Annotated in this window: 16 protein-coding genes and 1 tRNA gene; 13 read left to right on the top strand and 4 right to left on the bottom strand. The window is 36.8% G+C overall.

Features of this window, described 5'->3' with window-relative positions; translation table 11 throughout:
- Positions 1–71 precede the first annotated feature (71 nt).
- The 6 genes from DRF67_RS11280 (at position 72) to tssD (ending at position 6,116) form a co-directional block, all read left to right on the top strand.
- Positions 72–767 carry a VIT1/CCC1 transporter family protein gene (locus DRF67_RS11280; RefSeq protein ID WP_115928411.1) on the top strand — a complete coding sequence of 232 codons (696 nt, stop codon included), beginning with the start codon at positions 72–74 and terminating at the stop codon, positions 765–767.
- 200 nt (positions 768–967) lie between these two features.
- Positions 968–2,488 carry a TonB-dependent siderophore receptor gene (locus DRF67_RS21940; RefSeq protein WP_115928410.1) on the top strand — a complete coding sequence of 507 codons (1,521 nt, stop codon included), beginning with the start codon at positions 968–970 and terminating at the stop codon, positions 2,486–2,488.
- On the top strand, positions 2,485–3,132 hold the full coding sequence (locus DRF67_RS21935) for a TonB-dependent siderophore receptor (protein WP_115928409.1): 648 nt from the start codon (positions 2,485–2,487) through the stop codon (positions 3,130–3,132). The genes DRF67_RS21940 and DRF67_RS21935 overlap by 4 nt, the downstream gene beginning before the upstream one ends.
- Before the next feature lie 32 nt (positions 3,133–3,164).
- Positions 3,165–4,208 carry an alpha/beta hydrolase gene (locus DRF67_RS11265; RefSeq protein WP_228435788.1) on the top strand — a complete coding sequence of 348 codons (1,044 nt, stop codon included), beginning with the start codon at positions 3,165–3,167 and terminating at the stop codon, positions 4,206–4,208.
- 15 nt (positions 4,209–4,223) lie between these two features.
- A complete protein-coding gene (locus tag DRF67_RS11260) occupies positions 4,224–5,432 on the top strand; it encodes a PepSY-associated TM helix domain-containing protein (RefSeq protein WP_228435787.1) in 1,209 nt (402 codons plus the stop codon).
- A 276-nt stretch (positions 5,433–5,708) separates the two neighbouring features.
- Positions 5,709–6,116: a type VI secretion system tube protein TssD gene (gene tssD, locus DRF67_RS11255; protein WP_115928408.1), complete on the top strand. Its 408-nt coding sequence runs from the start codon at positions 5,709–5,711 to the stop codon at positions 6,114–6,116.
- 67 nt (positions 6,117–6,183) lie between these two features.
- Here the strand turns inward: tssD and DRF67_RS11250 are convergent, their stop codons facing one another.
- Positions 6,184–7,383 (bottom strand): helix-turn-helix domain-containing protein, encoded by a 1,200-nt coding sequence (locus tag DRF67_RS11250; protein ID WP_115928407.1) that lies wholly within the window; start codon positions 7,381–7,383, stop codon positions 6,184–6,186.
- Positions 7,384–7,638: 255 nt separating this feature from the next.
- On the opposite strand from DRF67_RS11250, the gene DRF67_RS11245 reads away from it, so the two are divergent.
- On the top strand, positions 7,639–7,863 hold the full coding sequence (locus tag DRF67_RS11245) for a hypothetical protein (protein WP_115928406.1): 225 nt from the start codon (positions 7,639–7,641) through the stop codon (positions 7,861–7,863).
- 276 nt (positions 7,864–8,139) lie between these two features.
- Here DRF67_RS11245 and DRF67_RS11240 read toward each other — a convergent pair whose 3' ends face one another.
- Positions 8,140–8,736: a Crp/Fnr family transcriptional regulator gene (locus DRF67_RS11240; RefSeq protein WP_115928405.1), complete on the bottom strand. Its 597-nt coding sequence runs from the start codon at positions 8,734–8,736 to the stop codon at positions 8,140–8,142.
- A 583-nt stretch (positions 8,737–9,319) separates the two neighbouring features.
- Here DRF67_RS11240 and DRF67_RS11235 point away from each other — a divergent pair.
- The 5 genes from DRF67_RS11235 (at position 9,320) to DRF67_RS11210 (ending at position 17,060) form a co-directional block, all read left to right on the top strand.
- Positions 9,320–9,601 carry a hypothetical protein gene (locus DRF67_RS11235; RefSeq protein WP_115928404.1) on the top strand — a complete coding sequence of 94 codons (282 nt, stop codon included), beginning with the start codon at positions 9,320–9,322 and terminating at the stop codon, positions 9,599–9,601.
- A gap of 14 nt (positions 9,602–9,615) precedes the next feature.
- Positions 9,616–10,938: a hypothetical protein gene (locus DRF67_RS11230; RefSeq protein WP_123912735.1), complete on the top strand. Its 1,323-nt coding sequence runs from the start codon at positions 9,616–9,618 to the stop codon at positions 10,936–10,938.
- 922 nt (positions 10,939–11,860) lie between these two features.
- Positions 11,861–14,923 carry a non-ribosomal peptide synthetase gene (locus DRF67_RS11220; protein WP_115928401.1) on the top strand — a complete coding sequence of 1,021 codons (3,063 nt, stop codon included), beginning with the start codon at positions 11,861–11,863 and terminating at the stop codon, positions 14,921–14,923.
- A 155-nt stretch (positions 14,924–15,078) separates the two neighbouring features.
- Entirely contained in the window at positions 15,079–16,509 is a 1,431-nt protein-coding gene (locus DRF67_RS11215) for a tetratricopeptide repeat protein (protein ID WP_115928400.1), read from the top strand.
- Between the two features lie 155 nt (positions 16,510–16,664).
- Positions 16,665–17,060, top strand: coding sequence for a hypothetical protein (locus DRF67_RS11210; RefSeq protein WP_123912734.1), 396 nt, complete (start codon positions 16,665–16,667; stop codon positions 17,058–17,060).
- 28 nt (positions 17,061–17,088) lie between these two features.
- Here the strand turns inward: DRF67_RS11210 and DRF67_RS11205 are convergent.
- Positions 17,089–17,168: transfer RNA gene (locus tag DRF67_RS11205), tRNA-Leu, on the bottom strand.
- Between the two features lie 93 nt (positions 17,169–17,261).
- Positions 17,262–18,029 carry an MBL fold metallo-hydrolase gene (locus tag DRF67_RS11200; protein WP_115928540.1) on the bottom strand — a complete coding sequence of 256 codons (768 nt, stop codon included), beginning with the start codon at positions 18,027–18,029 and terminating at the stop codon, positions 17,262–17,264.
- Positions 18,030–18,083: 54 nt separating this feature from the next.
- On the opposite strand from DRF67_RS11200, the gene DRF67_RS11195 reads away from it, so the two are divergent.
- Complete coding sequence (locus DRF67_RS11195) at positions 18,084–19,511, top strand: TonB-dependent receptor (RefSeq protein WP_115928398.1); 1,428 nt, start codon at positions 18,084–18,086, stop codon at positions 19,509–19,511.
- The last annotated feature ends 9 nt before the right edge of the window (positions 19,512–19,520 follow it).

Raw genomic sequence — 19,520 nt, 5'->3', positions numbered from 1 at the left:
TACAGATATTAATTTAAAACGATTCTTGATGAAATATTGGGTAACTTTAGGCTGCCACCAAATGAAAACTTATGCATTATCAGCTGGAAAAACATTATGTAAACAGGGTAGGCTGGCTTCGGGCAGCGGTATTGGGCGCAAATGACGGCTTATTATCCACCACAAGTATTGTAATAGGAGTTGCCGCTGCCGAACCGGAGCGGCATATCATTATTCTTGCTGCATTGGCAGGGATGATCGCTGGAGCGATGTCTATGGCTGCGGGCGAATATGTTTCCGTAAGCTCTCAGGAAGATACTGAAAAAGCAGACCTGATCCGCGAAAAGCGCGAGCTTGAAGAGATGCCGGAAATAGAGCTCCGGGAACTGGCTAAGGTGTATGAAAACAGAGGCTGCAGCAAAGAAACCGCCATGCAGGTGGCCATTGAGCTGACTGAACATAATGCTTTGGAAGCCCATGCCCGTGATGAACTGGGAATTAATGAAATTACCCAGGCGCAACCTTTACAGGCAGCCATCGCTTCGTTCGGATCATTTGCAGTAGGTGCCCTTTTACCCTTTATCGTTTCGCTGATGGCTCCCATGAAACAAATGGTGTACTTTCAGTACGGCTTCTCTATCTTATTCCTGATGCTTCTGGGCGCTGTGTCTGCCCGGGCTGGAGGTTCCAATATTAAAATTGCCGTTCTAAGAATTTGTTTCTGGGGAACTGTTGCGATGGGAATCACCGCACTCGTAGGACATCTCTTTGGAGTTAGTGTGGCTTAAACAAAAAAAGTCCTTTTCAGGAGCATGCACTTCAGAAAAAATAAAGTCATCATCATAACAAGAGCTTTGGGGTAAGAATTAATAACTCTACTTTCTTTGTCTCTGTATAGGTCTGCAGATAAAATGATGTAAATGATAGAATATTTATTATAATTATTATTTAGAATTAATAAAAATAAATATCTTTGCAGCAAAAAACTATGAAGAAGTTATTGTGCTCAATTTCCTTATTATCAGGAGTATTTGTCTTAGCACAACAAGAAAAGGACACGACTGTTCAGTCAAAACACATTGATGAGATCATTGTTTCCGGGGTGAAAAAATATGCAGAGAAAAAATCTGATTATGTTGCCAAAATGCCTCTTAAAAATCTGGAGAACCCGCAGGTTTACACGGTACTACCCAAAGAACTTATGCAGCAGCAGGTGGCAACCGACCTCCAAAGTTCACTCAATCTACTTCCGGGGGTAAACAATGTATCGGTAAGTGTCGGAAGTGGTGGTGTAGGACTTGGTCTTACCATGCGTGGTTTCAGTTCCAATGCTTCTGCAGGAGCGCTTAGGAATGGGATGGCAACCAATTTTGTTTCGCTGTCCGACCCTGTTAACCTTGAAGCTATTGAGGTCATTAAAGGACCTTCGGGAACATTATTCGGATCTGCTTTATTGGTAGGATATGGCGGATTTGTGAATAGAGTAACCAAAAAACCGCTGCATCAGTTTAAAGGAGAAATAGGATATACAGCAGGGAGCTGGAGCAGTAACCGTGTAACGGTGGATGTAAGCACTCCGCTTAATAAAAGCAAAACTTTTTTAGCCCGTCTCAACGCCGCCTATAATAATGACGGCAGTTTCCAGGACTATGGGAAATCAAAATCAGTGGCTATTGCCCCTTCATTTTCTTTTAAGGTGAACGACCGTTTGGATATCAATCTTGATTTCGAATATTTTGATATCAGCAGGAATACAACCTATATGGGGCTGATCACCGGGAAAGATGTCACTTTTAAGGATAAGAGTATTAACGATTTCAACCTGGATAAAAAGATTTCTTATGCGAGTGATGAGATCCAGAGTAAGGCAAAAATCTTCAATACTTTTGCGACCGCAAATTATAAAATCTCAGACAACTGGGTTTCCCAAACCAGCTTCTCGTCTGCAAAGACAGAGAACGATGCCAATTATCTTTTTCTTAATTTATCCAACAAAGGAACAATACGAAGAGATTATTATCATATTCCCAGCACCTTCAATCTCACCGAGATTCAGCAGAACTTTATTGGTAACTTTAATATCTCCGACAAGATCACGAATAAAATATTAGTCGGAATCGATTATACCACTACAAAAACAACGGACAAGAGGGGAGTAGTATCTGACATTGACCGCAAAATCTATACGATGAAAAGCAAAGACAAAACAGATATTGGTTTTGTTCCTATTGCTTTTAACAATGAAAACTCACCCTACATCTCTCAGGCAGCGTACCAGGAAGTTCTGTGGGAAACAGTCTACAGAGGATACAAGCGTGATTACAGAAACTTCAGTGTGTATGTCTCTGATGTGATCAGTTTCTCAGACCGATTATTTGCCATGGCCTCTTTAAGATTTGATAATTTCAACAGTGTTTCTGATAATTATAGGCAAAATTCCTGGTCTCCCAAATTAGGATTGGTGTATCAGGTGGTAAAAGATAAAGTCTCTTTGTTCGGGATTATATGAATGGCTTTAAAAATATTGCACCAAGCAGTTCCCTTACGGAAGTGAAAACCTACAAACCGGAACAAGCCAATCAATGGGAAGGAGGTGTGAAATATGAGCTTTTGGGTGGAAAATTGTCAGGAACTGTAAGTTATTATGATATACTGGTAAAAGATAAAGTTCGGAGAACACCTACGGAAAATGATCCTACGCTTACCATTCAGGATGGTACCCAAAGAAGCCGCGGGGTAGAAATGGACCTGATTACTTCTCCGTTTCACGGGTTTAATGTGATTTTGGGATATGGCTATAACGACAGTGTTTATGAAAAAGCTGCCGCAGATGTTCAGGGAAGGAGACCTGCAGGACAGGCAAGACATGCAGGGAACTTTTGGATGAGCTATACCCTTCCTTCGGGCAGGTACTCGGGATTCGGGCTTGGAGCGGGTGGAAATGCACAATCCAAGTTTTATCTTGTAGACAGTTCAGATGTTGTATCAAAAGGCTATGCAAAATTTGATGCTTCTGTTTTCTATGACCATTCCTCATACAGAATTGCCCTTAAACTGAATAACATCACCAATGAGACTTATTATCTGGGTGATTCCTGGACTTCGGTTCAGAATCCGCGCCAGCTTTTAGTTTCTTTAAATTATAAATTCTAATCTTACTATTCTACCAGATAATGAACAGATTTATGATCACCAGATTATTATGTATTGTAGTATTCATGACCGGTATAGCGGGTTTCAATGCACAGACTGTACAACAGGAGAATATCAGCATCGGAATCAAAATACCATTGAAATCAGAATTGCTCAACGAGGAAAGATCCATATGGGTATCTCTGCCCGAAGGATATGAGCAATATAAAAAGACCAGATATCCGGTTATTTATGTGTTGGATGCTGAAAATAATTTTAATTACCTCTCCTCAGTATACCACTATCTGAGCAAAGAGCCGTTTGGAGTTTTGCCTCAGGCTATTCTGGTAGCGATAGCCAATACAGACAGAACACGAGATCTTACTCCTACAAAATCTTCTAAGGAAATGACTTTTGCGGGTCAAAAAAAGACCATGTTTGCTGAAAGCGGTGGGAATGTGAGGTTTATGAAGTTTATTAAAAATGAACTGTTCCCTTTTATCGAAGAAAAATACCGGTCAAATGGGTACAAAGTTCTTGTAGGACATTCATTTGGAGGACTTGCTGCCGTTAACAACCTCTTGTCAGAACCTTTTTTTAATGCTTACATCGCGAATGACCCAAGCCTTTGGTGGGATCAGGAACTGATGGTTAAGAAAGCGGAAAACTCAACATCGGATTTTAAAAACATTAAATTTTATCTTGCCCAGGCTAATAATGCTGAAGCAAGGAATGTAAAAGAGGATGAACATGAAATCGCGATTGGGAAATTTAAAAACCTGCTGGAACAACAAAAACTTAAAAACCTGCAGTGGAAATACGGGTTTTACCAGAATGATGATCATGGAACGGTACCGCTTCCGGGAAATAATGATGGATTGCGTTTTATATTCAAATCCAGTAAATGGAATTTCAGAGAGGCTCTGAAAAATCCTGATCTGATCGTTACGCATTATCAGGACCTGTCCCGTGATCTGAATCACCCTTTTAAGCCTACCGAACTGTTTTTCAGAAAAACGATCGATATTGCAAAAGAAAGAGGGACGCCAGAGGCAGTGACGGCATTGGAGAAACTCCAAAAAAAGTATTATCCCTAATCAGAAATAAAACGTATGATGAATACTAACAATAAAGCAAAACTTCCCAGGAAAAAAGGGAAATCTCTCTTCAGTAGGATTGTTGCCTGGCTGCATCTGTGGCCAAGTATTGTTGCCGGAGTAATTTTAGTCGTGGTATCCATTTCGGGAACCGTTATTGTATACTGTGACGAAATCATGGACTTTAGTGCGGGAGAAGCAAAGTACGTACAGGTTCCAGACCATGCACAACGTGTTTCTTCGGATATCCTGAAAGCGAATTTCAGTAAAGCTAATCCCGGGTACGATATTTCGGAATTTGTGTTTTTCAAAGATCCTGGACGCAGTGTACGGATAAGAGCTTTCAATCCCAAGGGACCTAAGCTGGCGATGGTGTATGCAGATCCATATACCGGAAAAATCATCGCAAAGGATGAGTCGCTGCAGTTTTTCTTTGTGATGGCTCATTTTCATGCTTCTTTTCTGGCCGGAAAAACAGGAGGCTGGATTGTTGCCCTCGCTACCATTGTGTTTGTCATCAGTACCATCACCGGGTTGATCCTTTGGTGGCCCAAAAGGTGGAACAAAACCACAAGGCAGGCCAGTTTTACCATCAAATGGAAAGCCCGGTTCAAAAGATTCAATTATGACCTTCACAATGTGTATGGTTTCTATTCTTTGATCGTCTGTTTTATATTGGGGACTACAGGTCTTATCATTTTCTTTGAACCTCTGATGGAGACTACAGTGAAAATGACCAATGGTACCACAGAGCATATGATGGATACCCTGCCTAAACTGGATTCTGCAAAAACGGCTAAAGATATCGTTCCTTTTGCCTATGAAGTGCTTGCTAAAAGCGGGGAAAAAGAAGTGAGCATCTGGAATTTTGAAAGGAAAAAACTGGGCGCTTATATCTTTACTTCCGGAAAAGTGGGGCTTAAAAGTATTGAACATGCGTCTATTGATGTATACGATATGTATACAGGAAAGGAAATTCCAATTGATAAAAAATACTTGCAGCACGAAAAAACGGAAAATGTTGTTTGGCAGCTGCATATGGGACAATGGTGGGGACAGATTGGAAAACTTTCCACATTTCTGGCCGGTATCATTGCCACTTCCTTACCCATCACAGGATTTCTGATCTGGTGGGGGAGAAGGAAGAAACCATCCAAAAAAAAGAAAGAGGTTAAAAACCATCATAAACACAGAACCTCTGTTCATCAAGAACAGACTGTCTGAGGTCTTCACAATTTTTGAACAAAGGTTATCTCTGCTGAGGTAACCTTTTTTAGGGAAAATATCAAGCTTTTTTGAAAGAATGAAGTGCGATGTCTGCCTTCGCGAGTGATCAGTTTTGGATTGATAATGCATTAGTTACCTAACAAGTGTTAGTCGTAAATATACTACACTTTTCCATATTTCTTTTTAAATATTGTTCTGCTATGTTTATTACTTCTATATTTGGTGACATAACAACACTGAATCACAAAATATTAACGAATAAAATTTACAATCATGGCAGAAAGAAATTCAAGAGGAATTCTAAAATTCAACAACGGTGAAGGACAAAAACTATTAAAGCTAAATTATAGCGTAGCAAGATCTACAGACGTTTCCGGGCGTGTAGCATCAGACCCTTCCAATGCATTGATCAAAATTACAGTAGAAGCTACTGAAAAAGCAGATATTCTGGAAAGTCTTCTGAACGGAAAATACAAACCGACAGTAGGGGAAGTGACCTTCAATAAGTCCCATGAAGAAGGAACTTTGACCACATTGAAGTGGAGCAACGGATACGTTATCCAGCACGAAGTAGACTTCGACGCTGTAGACTCAAACAGTATGTACATCAGCTTTGTGATCAGTGCAGAGCAGATTGACCTGGGAGATTCTGCTTATCACGGAGCATGGCCTACGGCATAAGAACGGTCTCTTATAATTAATTATATATAAAGAATGGTATATCCAAAGCGGATATACCATTCTTTGTTCATGATATCAAGGTAGTGCCCGGCTCGGGCTGATAGTTGAGGAAGTATTCTTTTAATTTTACATACCATTCGTATCGGTCATAATACGAGCTTTTCTCATTGTTGGTTTCAATATCCCGGACTAAGGACTCCATCCAGAATCTTCCGTCATCATTCCAGTTATTCACGATGTCCATTGGAAAATAATGATAAGTAGATAATTTTTCAAGCTGATCTTTCGTAATGATCCTGCTTTTCTCCCACCTGGATAGCTTTTTAAAGAAGTACTTCAGCTCTTTAAAAATGTCACCTATTTTATTTTTATCATCATACCAGTCCCAGAAATTGAGATGAGGAACGTATTCTATCATGGCGAGCTTATACTTAGAATGAACTACAATGATAAAAAGGGACATGCTTTCAGGTTCAAGGCAGAAAAATGCATCTTCAATATCTGGATAATAGGTAGTATTCATGATTTTTTCGCTGGCCAGATCTCTGAGCTTCAAACGGGGATATTTTGTACCTCTTCCATGTTTCAGCCAGTCTAAACTGACGCCCATAGAATCTGAAATTTCCTGTAATGTGATCGACGAACATTCAACCTGATTGCTTTCAGTTAAATTTAATTCCCGTTCACTATTGATGTTAACCAGTTCGATAAACTCACTTGGATACAAACCTCTTTCCTCCCGTATTGATTGAAGTCTTTCTCCACAACTGTAATACTTTGTACTTTGGTCTGTTTCTAAAGCGAGATCAAAATGTTTTTTGAGCAGTATAGGATGTTTTACTAGCAAAGAAGTGATCCGGTCAAGAGAGTAAATATCATAATCCCAGCCGAATTCCATAGCTTTCTGTTCGTAAAGAATACGCGAGTCATCCAATGGTGTATTGGTACAGGTGATGACTTTAGATAAGACTTTATTGAAATAACTGGAATGATATAGATCACTGATGTCTTTCAGGACCTTGGCTTTTACATTCCGTTCCTCGGTTACTGTATGATTAAAGGCGATATAAGAGCCGTCTTTTCTTTTAATGTGAGCATCCGGTTTTCCTTTTCTGGTTCCCAGGTTCTTTCTCTGATTGGTTTCCAGGAGGCCTTCCTCGTACAGAAATTCAAGCCTCATGATATCATTCGCTACGGTTTCAAACTCTTTGGATCCCAAATTTCCGACTCTTTCCCTGATTTTATTATGAAACGATAATTCTGCCATAGGTGTGTTTTTTGTTTCAACTAAAATAGAAAAAAAGGAAAACAGATAAAAGACGACGTGTCGGTTTAAGAAAATAAATAAAAGATTAGCCAGTCTTATGATCTGTAACACTTGTAATGCCCTATGCAATGGTATTTTTTAAGACCAGAACGGTACTTTTATGATCATGATCATAATACATTTTTTATTATTTCCCTACGTTTGGATAATAAAACAATACCATGAAATAAGGACAGCATAAAATTATCAATACTTATGATAGACTTATTTTCACTAAAAGGCAAAAGGAAAGATCTTGTTGTTTCATACTTTAAAAAAAAGATGTACAAACTCATTGATGAAGATGGCTCGCTTACTGTCGTGATCAATAAATGGTATAAAACAATGACGATATCGTGTATTATATTACATGGTATAGTTGTTCTCATAATTGTAAAAGCAAGGATTGCTCCCTTTTACGAAAAATATACGGTGCTTTAAATTGTTATTAACTCTGACTTTTATAGAGATAACTATTTGGGAGCTATTTCAGTAAATGGTTAACGGTTAATACGACGCAACAACATACACAGGGAGCAGGTAAAAAAATTGAGGAGAAACGGAATGTTTTTCTATTTATACTTTTGCCTTGAAATTGTAGATGATCTACTTACTCTCCCTAAATGTTATTTCGAGAGATTCAATATAGGATTAAATTGCCTCCCTATAATTTAAGGTAAAGATAGCTCTGCACAATACAAATTATCATGATAGGCTTTAGTAGAATATTTTACTGTTAATCAATTTCAATACATGATCACTTTCCATTTTCTTAATAGCTCTAATCACGGTTTCAATTCGTAAACCTGTGATGGCAGCCATCTGTTTTCTGGTTAAATACACTTCAAATGAGTATTTTCCTTTGTTATTGCTGTAGCTTTTAAAGTAGTCAAGAATACCTAAAAGTCTCACCTCTGGTCTCAATGATAAATTATGCTGCATCATAACAAATTTTTGGTACAATCGTTCGGATATAAACTTGTTGATATCTAAAGATACGTTCGGATGATCAGCAAGTAATTTAAAGAAGTTGCTTTTTGGAATGGTAGTGACTTCACAAGGAGTTAATGTTATCGCATTTACAGGATATTTTTCGGTGATAAAAAGAAGTAACTCACAAACGCTCTGTCCTGAAAACAAAACACTTTGAATAATCTCTTTGCCGTCTTCATCGTAATGATTTAATTTAACTCGTCCCTCTATTATTTGATAGTAACGTTTTGGAGTATCAGCTTCTTGAAATATTGTTTCATGGGCTTTAAACTGTGATGTTTCTGCACCGTATAATTGCAAAAGATTTTGATCGATAATCATAATAATATTGAGTTTTAGAATTAAAGTTAATAGAATATCAAAGATTAAATTTTCCTGATTATACTAAATCTTTTAGCAAGAGAAAGCACAAATGTTTTCTAAAGATACATAAAACCATCAACCTAAAATCTCTTGATTGGATTGATTTACCTAAATTTTTAGATACATATAGGTAAACTTGTTTCATTGACGGATTGAACTTATACTCAACAATAATGCTTACCTAAGATTTACATCTACCAACAAAGACGTAGTTAAATAACGACGATGTCAATTATATAGTAGATACTAAAAAAGGCTTCGTCTCATATTAAAGCTATCTTTTGATACAGCCTTCAATCACTATATTTAATTAGTAGCCTGTCATTTCTTCTTTATCACACTGCATTTACACCTCGCTTAAATTTAAATGTCTGAAAATCAAAACTAAATAAAATGAAGTATAAATGCAGTGCGTATATTTTTTTATAACATAAGTATGTTTGTGATACAATTTTTATTTAAAATCAATTCAACTTGAAGTGTTTTAAATTAAATTGACCAATAAATTAGCTAAACATAAAAGCATAAAATTTATCTTACTATGAGAAAAATAATTAGGCTGTCAGATAGTATTTATCTTTATGCCCTTATGTTTAAAAAAGGTAAGATAGAAAACCAAATATGCAACAGGAGAGATGACCAGAAACATAATCAATTATACCCCGAACTTACTGCATCAGCCCCTCAATTTATTTCAATAGTAGCAGTTCCTGATGGTTCTATTACACACCTGGTGAATAAAGGTATAATTCATAACAATTATGAATTATACCGTTTTTTAACCGACAAATCAGCATTATTAAACACATTTTATATTTATTAATTAAAACATTTATTATGAAGAATTTTTTATTAACCACAGCCTTATTCTTTTCGTCAATGGCTTTTTCCCAAGTAGGAATAAATACTACAACACCAAAATCTACATTGGATGTGAGCGCAAAAAGAAATGCCTCAGGAATTGCAGACAATACGCAGGTATATGGACTAATACCGCCTCGCATTACAAGAGCCGAGCTAACGGATAATACAGCCGTTTATAATGCAGATCAGCGGGGAGCTTTAATTTATGTCGGTGATGTAACAGGAGGGGATACCAACCCGCCTAGAAGTAATGTGAATACTGTGGGTTACTATTATTTTGATGGTACACTTTGGCAGAAAATATCAGCACAATATACAGCAACCAATGGTGTAACGATGTCTGGTAATAATTTGAAGTTGGGAGGAAGTCTTACGGAGCCAACCAGTATATCGGGGGTTACCGGTGTGAATAAACTTACTATCACAGGAGCTGGTGTTGATGCTATTAATTTTGACAGCAATACCTTAAGCATTGATGCATCTAATGATAGAGTTGGTATCGGAACTAATAGTCCATCTGAAAAATTAGATGTTGCAGGTAATATTTCACTTAACACTAATTCGTCAGGCGCAGCTTCATCATTAAAGTTTTATGAAGATACGGCAAACGGAGCTAATTCCATATCAATACAGTCGCCTGCCAGTCTTCCTGCAAATAGAACACTGACACTTCCTTCAAATGCACCAGCCAACGGATATGTCCTTACAACCAATGCTTCTGGAGTAACACAATGGGGAGCAATGAACCCAGCCTCTGCAACCTTAGCCTCTATATCATTGACGAATGAAGCATTAGGCTCTACTAACATCACAAATGGTGGTGTTGACGGCGGGAGCGTAAACCAGAGATTTTTCCAAAAATTTGATACCACAGTTACCGACCCAAATGGACGCTTTAATCTGAGCAACGGAACGTATACAGTAGCACAATCAGGTATTTATTTAATTTCTGCTTATATTATGCCCAATTCTACCCCAGCCAGAAATCTCTCAGGCTTTTTCTATCCTGTAAACCTTGAAATAAGAAAAAACGCAGGTGGAAATGCCTCTGGTGGGACTATTATTATGGATAATGCCACCATAAGATGGGCAACACCTCTACAGGCAGCATTACGATATTCTGTGCTTGTTACCGGAATGGTTTCCTTAAATGCAGGAGACACCCTTAACGCTGTGGTTTACCTTACCGGAGCAAATGCCGCCGCCAGCGCAAGCGGCGGAATTTCATATCCTACTAGTTTTGGCTACGCAAACTTAGCTGAATTTAAGGCATTGTTTAGTGTTACAGCATTATAAGAAAAATCTTGTATAGTATTTCACTAGGATTCATTATAAGACTATACGTCAGTCATTACTAAACTTTAATCTTGTAATCATTTATTTTAAAATAGGATGCAGTATATCATATAGGTAAGTGGAAATTTGACAACAAATGCGGAAAAAAAATCACACTGCGACAGTTGGTCTTTTTTATATTTTTTACAAAGAGTCAGATGATGTGTAGCTAAATGATTAACGAATAAAATAAATATGAAAAAGTCATACTAAGCTTTTTAGTTTTTAAAGAGAATTACTGATAAAATGAAGTTTTTAATTCTTGTTTAATTTGACTTAAACGAATAATCATAGGCAAAGGTTTTTGTATAGCTCTGATCAAGGTTGCAAATTTGCCAAATGGCGTCAACTAAACACAGTTGATGCCATTATTTTGGGAAGGTATAATAGATTTTCAATTACTATCATTCATAAATGTTTCAAGTGGCTTATTACGGATTCGATGTATTGTACAGATAAAAAAAAAGTATTATGATACTACAAAATCTAATAATCTTCATATAGGATTAAGGCTCCTTAACTTATTTAAACTAGAAAGCTTAAAGTATGTTTGAGTTTTGTTATTGATGTATTTTATATTTTGTAATACATTGATTTTATGATTGAAAATAAATAATGTATAGTAACGTATGATTTAAGCCATATTATTGAAATGTTGCCTAATATTATATTTGCTTCATATCAGTATTGATAAATCATATCTCCTCTTAACAAATAGGTAACTATAACAATTTTCGCAGAGAATATCGTCTGATAAATATTTATTAGTTAGGCGCAATCAACTGTATGATTTTCTACCAATCCTAATTTAGAGAGATAGATAATAGTATGACATTTCCGATTAATATTTAAAAATATTTTTAGTAACCCAAAACTTAAACAAATGAAACACCAAATCAATCAAGAAAATCTTTCTACTGATTTTCTCATTCAGAACAATGATTTTAAAAATGTAATTTCAATTTTTAAAGCTGTAAGTAAATCCATTCCCAACAAAACAGCTATAATATCTGAAACCGTAAGTATCTCTTATGGTGAGTTGGACAGACGTTCTGACCTTTTAGCTTCCTACTTGCAAACTCTGGAACTGAAGGCAGGAACCTCTATAGCTGTATGCATGCCACAGTCTGTAGACCGGATTATATCCTTTTTGGCTGTACTTAAAATCGGTGCCGCCTATATTCCATTGGATGGACAGCTGCCCGAAAGCAGAATGAAAATGATGCTTGATAATGCTCATACAGAACTGATTATTACGAGTAGTACTTATATCGATAAAGTTGCTGGAATGGATCTTAAACTCCTCACAATGGATAACCGTGTCTATGAGGCCCTGGAGTACAATAAACAGTTGATACAACCTGATCAGATAGATCCTATGCAAACGGCATATATTATCTATACTTCAGGTAGTACCGGAGTGCCAAAAGGCGTTGAAATCCATCATGAAGCATTTTACACTTTTGTACATTCGTTTACCAATCTTTGGGGATTTTCAGCGAAAGACAGAACGCTTCAGTTTAGTTCAACCGGCTTTGATGTTTCGATCATCGATATATGGATTCCTTTATTTAGCGGAGCCACTATATTTTTATATCCTGATAATAAAATAATAGGAAAACCATTATTGGATTTTATTGTTGATCACAATATTGACGTTGTACCTTATCTTCCTCCGGCTGTATTGAGTACTCTTCCGACAGATGTTCCTATTGGCAGCCTTCACACACTATCAATAGCCGGAGAAGTTCCTTCTGAACAGACCATAAAAAACTGGTGTAAACGTGTACGTCTTATTAATGTATATGGACCAACAGAAACAACAGTAAGTGTTGTGAGCCATCAGTTTAAAGATGATGATACAAATCCCCATATAATAGGTAAGCCACTGGATAGTGCAGATATACATATCCTTAATAAGGATCTTGAGTATGTAGATAGTGGGATCACAGGTGAAATTTATATTGGTGGTAAGCAAGTGGCAAAGGGGTATATAAATAAACCTAATGAGACAGCAGAAGTCTTTATTGAAGCTCCGGAATGGATGAAATCAAAATATGGATCTGACTATCGACTTTATAAATCCGGGGACCGTGGATTCTGGAGGCAAGACGGTAATATAGAGTTTGTCGGAAGGCTTGACGATCAGGTGAAATTAAGAGGATTCAGAATTGAATTAAAAGAAATTGAACATCATATAGCACAACTGGCACAAGTTGCTAATGTAGCAGTAAAAGTTCATCGTCCGCAGATGGGATTACCAATACTTATTGCATTTTTAGAATTGTATGATAATGACAAAGAACGGATTTCACTGGAAGATATCCGCGCGAGGTTAAAACGGAGTTTACCTACCTATATGCTTCCAGAAAAAGTTATTTTATATGATAAACTTCCTTTGACATTGACAGGAAAAATAGATAAAAGCAAGTTGCATGTCCCATTACAGAAGACTGAGAGAAAAGCAAAAGCAAAAGTTGAGGCCGAGGATCTTAAACAAGAATTGACTGAAATATGGATGGATTTGCTGAATCTTGAGCATATAGATGAAAACGATAACTTTTTTGATCTTGGGGGACATTCTTTAATGTTAGCTCAACTGCATGAGCGCTTGCCTATAAATGTGCAGAAAAAAGTTTCGCTTCCAGAATTATATCGTTATCCTACAATCAGTCTTTTTGTAACAGAAGCAGAAAGCAGATTGTATCAAAATGAAGCCAGTCAACAGCAGAAAGCCCGATTTGTAGAGGAGCAGCTATTAAAAGATGCAGAACTACCTTTTGATTTTGAAATAACAGTGCAACCTGACCCACAGATTTTAGCTAATCCCTCTTATATTTTTCTTACAGGAGTTACAGGTTTTGTTGGTTCACACTTATTGGAGGAGCTTCTACCAAAAAATCCTGAAGCCCTGATCTATTGTCTTGTTCGTGCCGAAAATGAAGAATTAGCTTTAGAACGCATTAAAAGTACATTTTTAAAATTCAAATTGGTTTGGGAGATTAAATACGAAAATAGAATTAAGATTATTTTAGGTGACCTGACCGAGCCTAAGTTGGGGATTGACGAAAGTACATATGAAAAACTACTAAAAGATATTGAGGTTATTTATCATATGGCAAGCGATGTAAGTTATGTAAAACCATATGAATATATTAAAAAGCCTAATGTTGATGGAATGGCTAATATACTTCATCTTGCAGTTAATGATAAAACTAAATTTTTGATCATTTCTTCTTCAATGGGTGTGTATAGCTGGGGAAGAAGCTTTACAGGGAAAACCTGGATGACAGAAGATGAGCCTATTGAACAGAATCTGCCTGCTGTCTGTCGTGATATGGGGTATATCCGAAGTAAATGGGTAATGGAAAGTATGGCCTCAAAAGCGCGTGAAAAAGGGCTGCCATTGATCAATTTTCGTTTAGGTTTTGTTGTATGTCATGGAAAAACTGGCGCAACACCTTTAAATCAATGGTGGAGCTCTCTGATGCGATCATGTATTGAGCTGAAAGCATTTCCATTGGTAATGGGTTTAAAAGACGAAGTAGTAACAGTTGATTATGTTTGTAAAGCGATGGCACATATCAGCCGAAAACCCGAAGCTCTAGGACTAAATTTCAATCTGAATCCGCTACCTCAGCATGATTTATCTCTTACCGATTTTTGCGTCCGAATTAGTGATTATTGTGGATTGGAAATGCGAGGTTTGGATTTCCGGAATTGGTTTGAGCAATGGAGGAGAAATCAAGAACTGCCAATTTACTCTTTGCTTTATTTGTTTACCGATGATGTGCATGAAGGTAAATCCCTTGTTGAGGCATATGAAAACACCTATTATTTTAAAAGCAACAATACAGAACACTTTCTAAAAGACACAGATATCAGGCCTGCGGTTTTTAATAAAAATGTAATTGAAGCCTATCTAAGGTTTATGAAAATGATTTAATGTTTTCAAAAAAGATGGCTATTACTGTTTTGTAATAGCCACTTTTTAAGTGGTAAAAAATGTGAAAATAAATTCAAAGCTAGTAGTAATATTGCTTTTATAAAGCCTTGATATAGTTAATAGTATTTAGTAATACGTACTAAAAAAGTGAAACTATGAATATCAAATATTTTTTGGAAAAAGCAGCTTTTTGTCTGCTTCTTTTCTTTGGAGTGTTGAGCAGTGGTAGATCTGCAACATGGGAAGTCGATAGTCTGCGGAAGGAAATACATAATAAATGGCTAAACAAAGGTGATTTTAACAGCATCATTTTAGCAGAAAAAAAACTGATTATTAAATGTAAGAAGCTGGGCTATATACCAGGCGAAATAAAAGGGTATATCAATATTGCCAATGCACTCAGCGGTATAAATAGGAACAAAGAAAGTTTACAATTTCTGGATATCGCCCGAAAAAAGCTCACGAAACTTAATGACGCGGGTCTTGAGGCTCAGATGAATCATGTATATGGAGTAAACTATTTTTCCCTCGGGCTACATAAAAGAGCATTGCAAAGGTTTAATAAAGCTTTGGAAGTGGCCAAAAAAATTTCGCATGAAAAAGAAAAGCAGAGAATACAATACTCTGTTTATGATTGGAAACGTTCTTGTTTTGGTTTTTTAGGGTTGGTAGATTCGGTATACAGTAATGAACGGAAATGTATGAAGTCACCAATGCCGATGCTTTATATAACCATTGCAAATAGACATTTCAAAAACAATAATATAGATTCTGCAGAGTATTATATCAATAAGGCTAACCATTTATTATTGATAAAAAAAATTCCTGTGGAGGGAAAAGCTAATGTACTAAGAGCTTATGGAAGGCTTAATATAGAAAAAAAAGAATATAATAAATCGTTGCAGTATTTATTGGAATCATTAGCTATTACGCATAGGGCTGGGCTCCGAAAAAGAACGTTAGAAACGTATAAGCTTTTGGCAATACTGTACAAACGTCTCAATAATCTGCAAAAAGAAAATGAATATCTAGCAAAATATTCTCGGTTAAATGACAGCTTGCGGGAAAGTGAAAAGGTAGCTTTAAATACATCTGTAGAAGATATATTGGCAAGTCAGGAAGAAGATTTTACAGCCAACAGTAAGAATTTCTATTATGGTTTCGCCAGTATTATTTTAGTGAGCACAGCCATTATTTTGATCATTGATAATGTTCATAAAGTAAGATATAAAAGGCAAGATAAAATGCTAAATGAAAAAAAACATGAAACTGACATTCTCAGAAGAAAACTTGAAAATCTTTATGAGGAAGTTGTTCAGCTTGCTATAAAATCAGACCCGTCTTTTATCCATAAATTTAGGGAAGCTTATTCAGACTTTTACGATAATTTAACAAAAGAAAATCCTGCTCTTACTGCAAATGATATTTTGTTTTGTGCTTATATAAAATTAAATTTTTCCAATAAAGAAATCGCGGAGTATGCGCATCTTTCTATAAGAACTGTAGAATCAAAAAAATACCGTTTAAAGAAAAAACTGGGTATTTCTTCTGAATCGGATTTTAATAAATGGATCACAAAATATTGATATTCCTATTTAATGAAATCTACAATATATTACTGTTATCAATTGTATAATTGTCAAGATTGGTACAAATGCAGTGTCTTACCTTGCGTATCAACAAAGTACATTTGCTGACAATGTTGTAACTCATTCTATCATTACTAATTGTCTGATCTTATTTGAAGGAATACAATCAGATATTGCCGATCAATGAAATCACAAATACTTTTAATTCTCTCAACAGCAAAATAAAAATTGATGATGAAGATTATCTTGAAATTAAGACCGACTGTAAAGGACAAATTGAAAAACTTGAAGCTAAATTAACTAAAGGAAAAGATAATAAGAAAATAGATTTTCAAAAACTACTAGACCAAGCATTATCGAACCTGGTAGACCTTGCGAAAGTCTATACTGACGGGGATATGGACATAAAACGTAAAATCATTGGTTCGATATTCCCTGAAAAACTGCAATTTTTTAAAAATCATTATCGAACCACTCGATCCAATGTTTTGCTCTCTTATATGTGTCAGATAAACAACGAGTTAGGTGCGAAAAAAAACCGGAAATAAAGTGAATTATCACCTCTTTCCGGTCTTGTACCCAGGACCGGGATCGAACCGGTACTCCTAAGAACTGGTGTTTGAGACCAGCGCGTCTACCAATTCCGCCACCTGGGCTTGATGTTGATTCCAAACGTGATGTTTGTTTCAAATTGGTGTGCAAATATATAAACTTTTTTCAAGGTTCAAAAGCTTTTTTGAAGAAAAAAATTAAAAATTAAGTTCCAAACCATCGTAGGCAAGGTGGATGCCGGGCGGAAGCTGCTTATCTTCAATATCATGCAGGCCCAGGTGATGGCTGATGTGGGTCAGAAATAATTTTTTTGGTTGTAACTCTTCAAACAGTCGGATTACATCCGGAAGAATAAAATGGGCGGGGTGGGGATCAAATTTTCGGATGCAGTTTAAGATCAGCACATCGAGATTTTTAAGTTTTTCCTTCTCTGTTTCTGAAATAAAACCGGCGTCTGTGATGTAAGCGAGTTTTTTAAATTTATATCCGAACACGGTAATCTTATAGTGGATCACTTCAACAGGGGTGATTTCTGTGTCCAGAACCTGGAAGGGTTTGTTTTCAATCTCGTGAAGTTCAAAAGCCGGAGCTCCGGGATAGCGGACGTCTGCAAAAGCATAGGGAAAACGATTTTTGATCTCATAAGCTACCCGGTGGTAGCAATAAAGCGGTACATCTTTCCCGCTCTTAAAAATCAGGGGGCGCATATCATCAAGACCTATCACATGATCGTTATGCTCATGGGTAATCAGGGCAATATCCACGGTATGCTCGTTGTTGCTAAGCATTTGCTGCCTGAAATCCGGGCCGCAGTCGATGAGTATCTTTTTATTTTCCTCCGTAGTCACCATCACGGAAGAGCGTAAGCGTTTGTCTTTGGGATTTTCGGAAGTACATACTTCACATGTACAGCCTATAACGGGCACACCTTGCGAAGTACCGGTTCCTAAAAATTTCAACTTCATTTTGTTTTGAGGTTGGTTTAATTTTGGTAAATTTACAAAAAATTTCATGTCCTAATGTATCAGAAACTAACTCCTAAACAAAAAGCATTAACAATTAATCTAGATCCTACTATTTATGGTACTTTCGCAGAAATTGGAGCAGGGCAGGAGACTGTTCGCCACTTTTTTAGAGCAGGGGGAGCTTCCGGTACGATTGCTAAGGCAATGTCTGCTTACGACAAAGATTTTAGTGATGCCATCTACGGAAAAGAAGTAAAAAACAGGTACGTTACCCAAAACAGGCTTCGTAAAATGCTCAGATATGAAGTAGCATTGATCGAAGAGAGAATTTCAAGGGATAATAATCCGGACAGAAAATTCTTTTCGTATGCCAATACGGTAACCACCATCAACTTCGACAAAACAGTAAAAGGCCACGGCTGGGTAGGAATCCGTTTTCAGACCAAAGAAAATGAAGATTATAATGAGATCGTTATCCATGTGAAATTCAAGGAAAATGATGCGACTTTACAACAGGAAACATTAGGGAATCTTGGGGTGAATCTTATCTTCGGAGCTTTCAATTACTTTGACAACCCAAGAACGCTGGTGGAGTCTTTATATGACGACATCGCAAAAGATAATCTGGAAATTGATATGATCGATTTCAGCGGACCGGCCTTTGCCTATGTAGACAACAGGCTGATGTCTCTTCAGCTGGTAAAGAACGGAATGACGGATGCCGTAATCTTCAATTCTGAAGGAAACAATATGCTGCCGGCAGACGTATTATACAAAAAGAATATTTTTGCGGTAAGAGGAAGTTTCAGACCGGTTACCAAAGTAAATATAGATATGCTGAAGAATGGGATGGATATGTTCTTTAAAGATGCCATCTGTACCCATGAGGAAACAGAAGTTCTTATTGAGATCACGATTTCAAACCTGAGGGCAGACGGGGATATTGATGAAAGAGATTTCCTGGACAGGGTAGACATTCTGGGTAAACTGGGGTATACCGTTATCATTTCAAATTTCTCAGAATATTACAGACTAATTGATTATTTTGCCTCTTATACTGGTGGAAATATCGGAGTAGCAATGGGAGTCAACAACCTTCTGATGGTATTTGATGAGAAATATTATAAAAACTTATCCGGAGGAATTCTTGAGGCATTCGGTAAATTTTTCCGAAACGGTATGAGGGTGTATCTGTATCCTTATAAAGATCCTGAAACGCACCAGCTGCTGGATTCTTCCAACCTTAAAGTGGAAGAAAATCTGAAGGAACTCTATAAATATTTCAAACGTAATAACCGTATTGTAGACATTACCAATTATAATCCTGAGTTTCTGGAAATTTACTCAAGAGAAATCCTGAGAAAAATAGCATGTGGCACTAAAGGTTGGGAAACACAGGTTCCTGAAGGAGTTTCAGAAATGATTATAGAACGTGGAATGTTCGGATACAAAGAAGAACTTTCCCTTAAACAATTCTCTTAAAAATAAATA

It is taken from the genome of Chryseobacterium pennipullorum (assembly GCF_003384725.1).
Taxonomy (GTDB): Bacteria; Bacteroidota; Bacteroidia; order Flavobacteriales; family Weeksellaceae; genus Chryseobacterium; species Chryseobacterium pennipullorum.
This window is presented reverse-complemented; position numbering and strand designations above follow the sequence as displayed.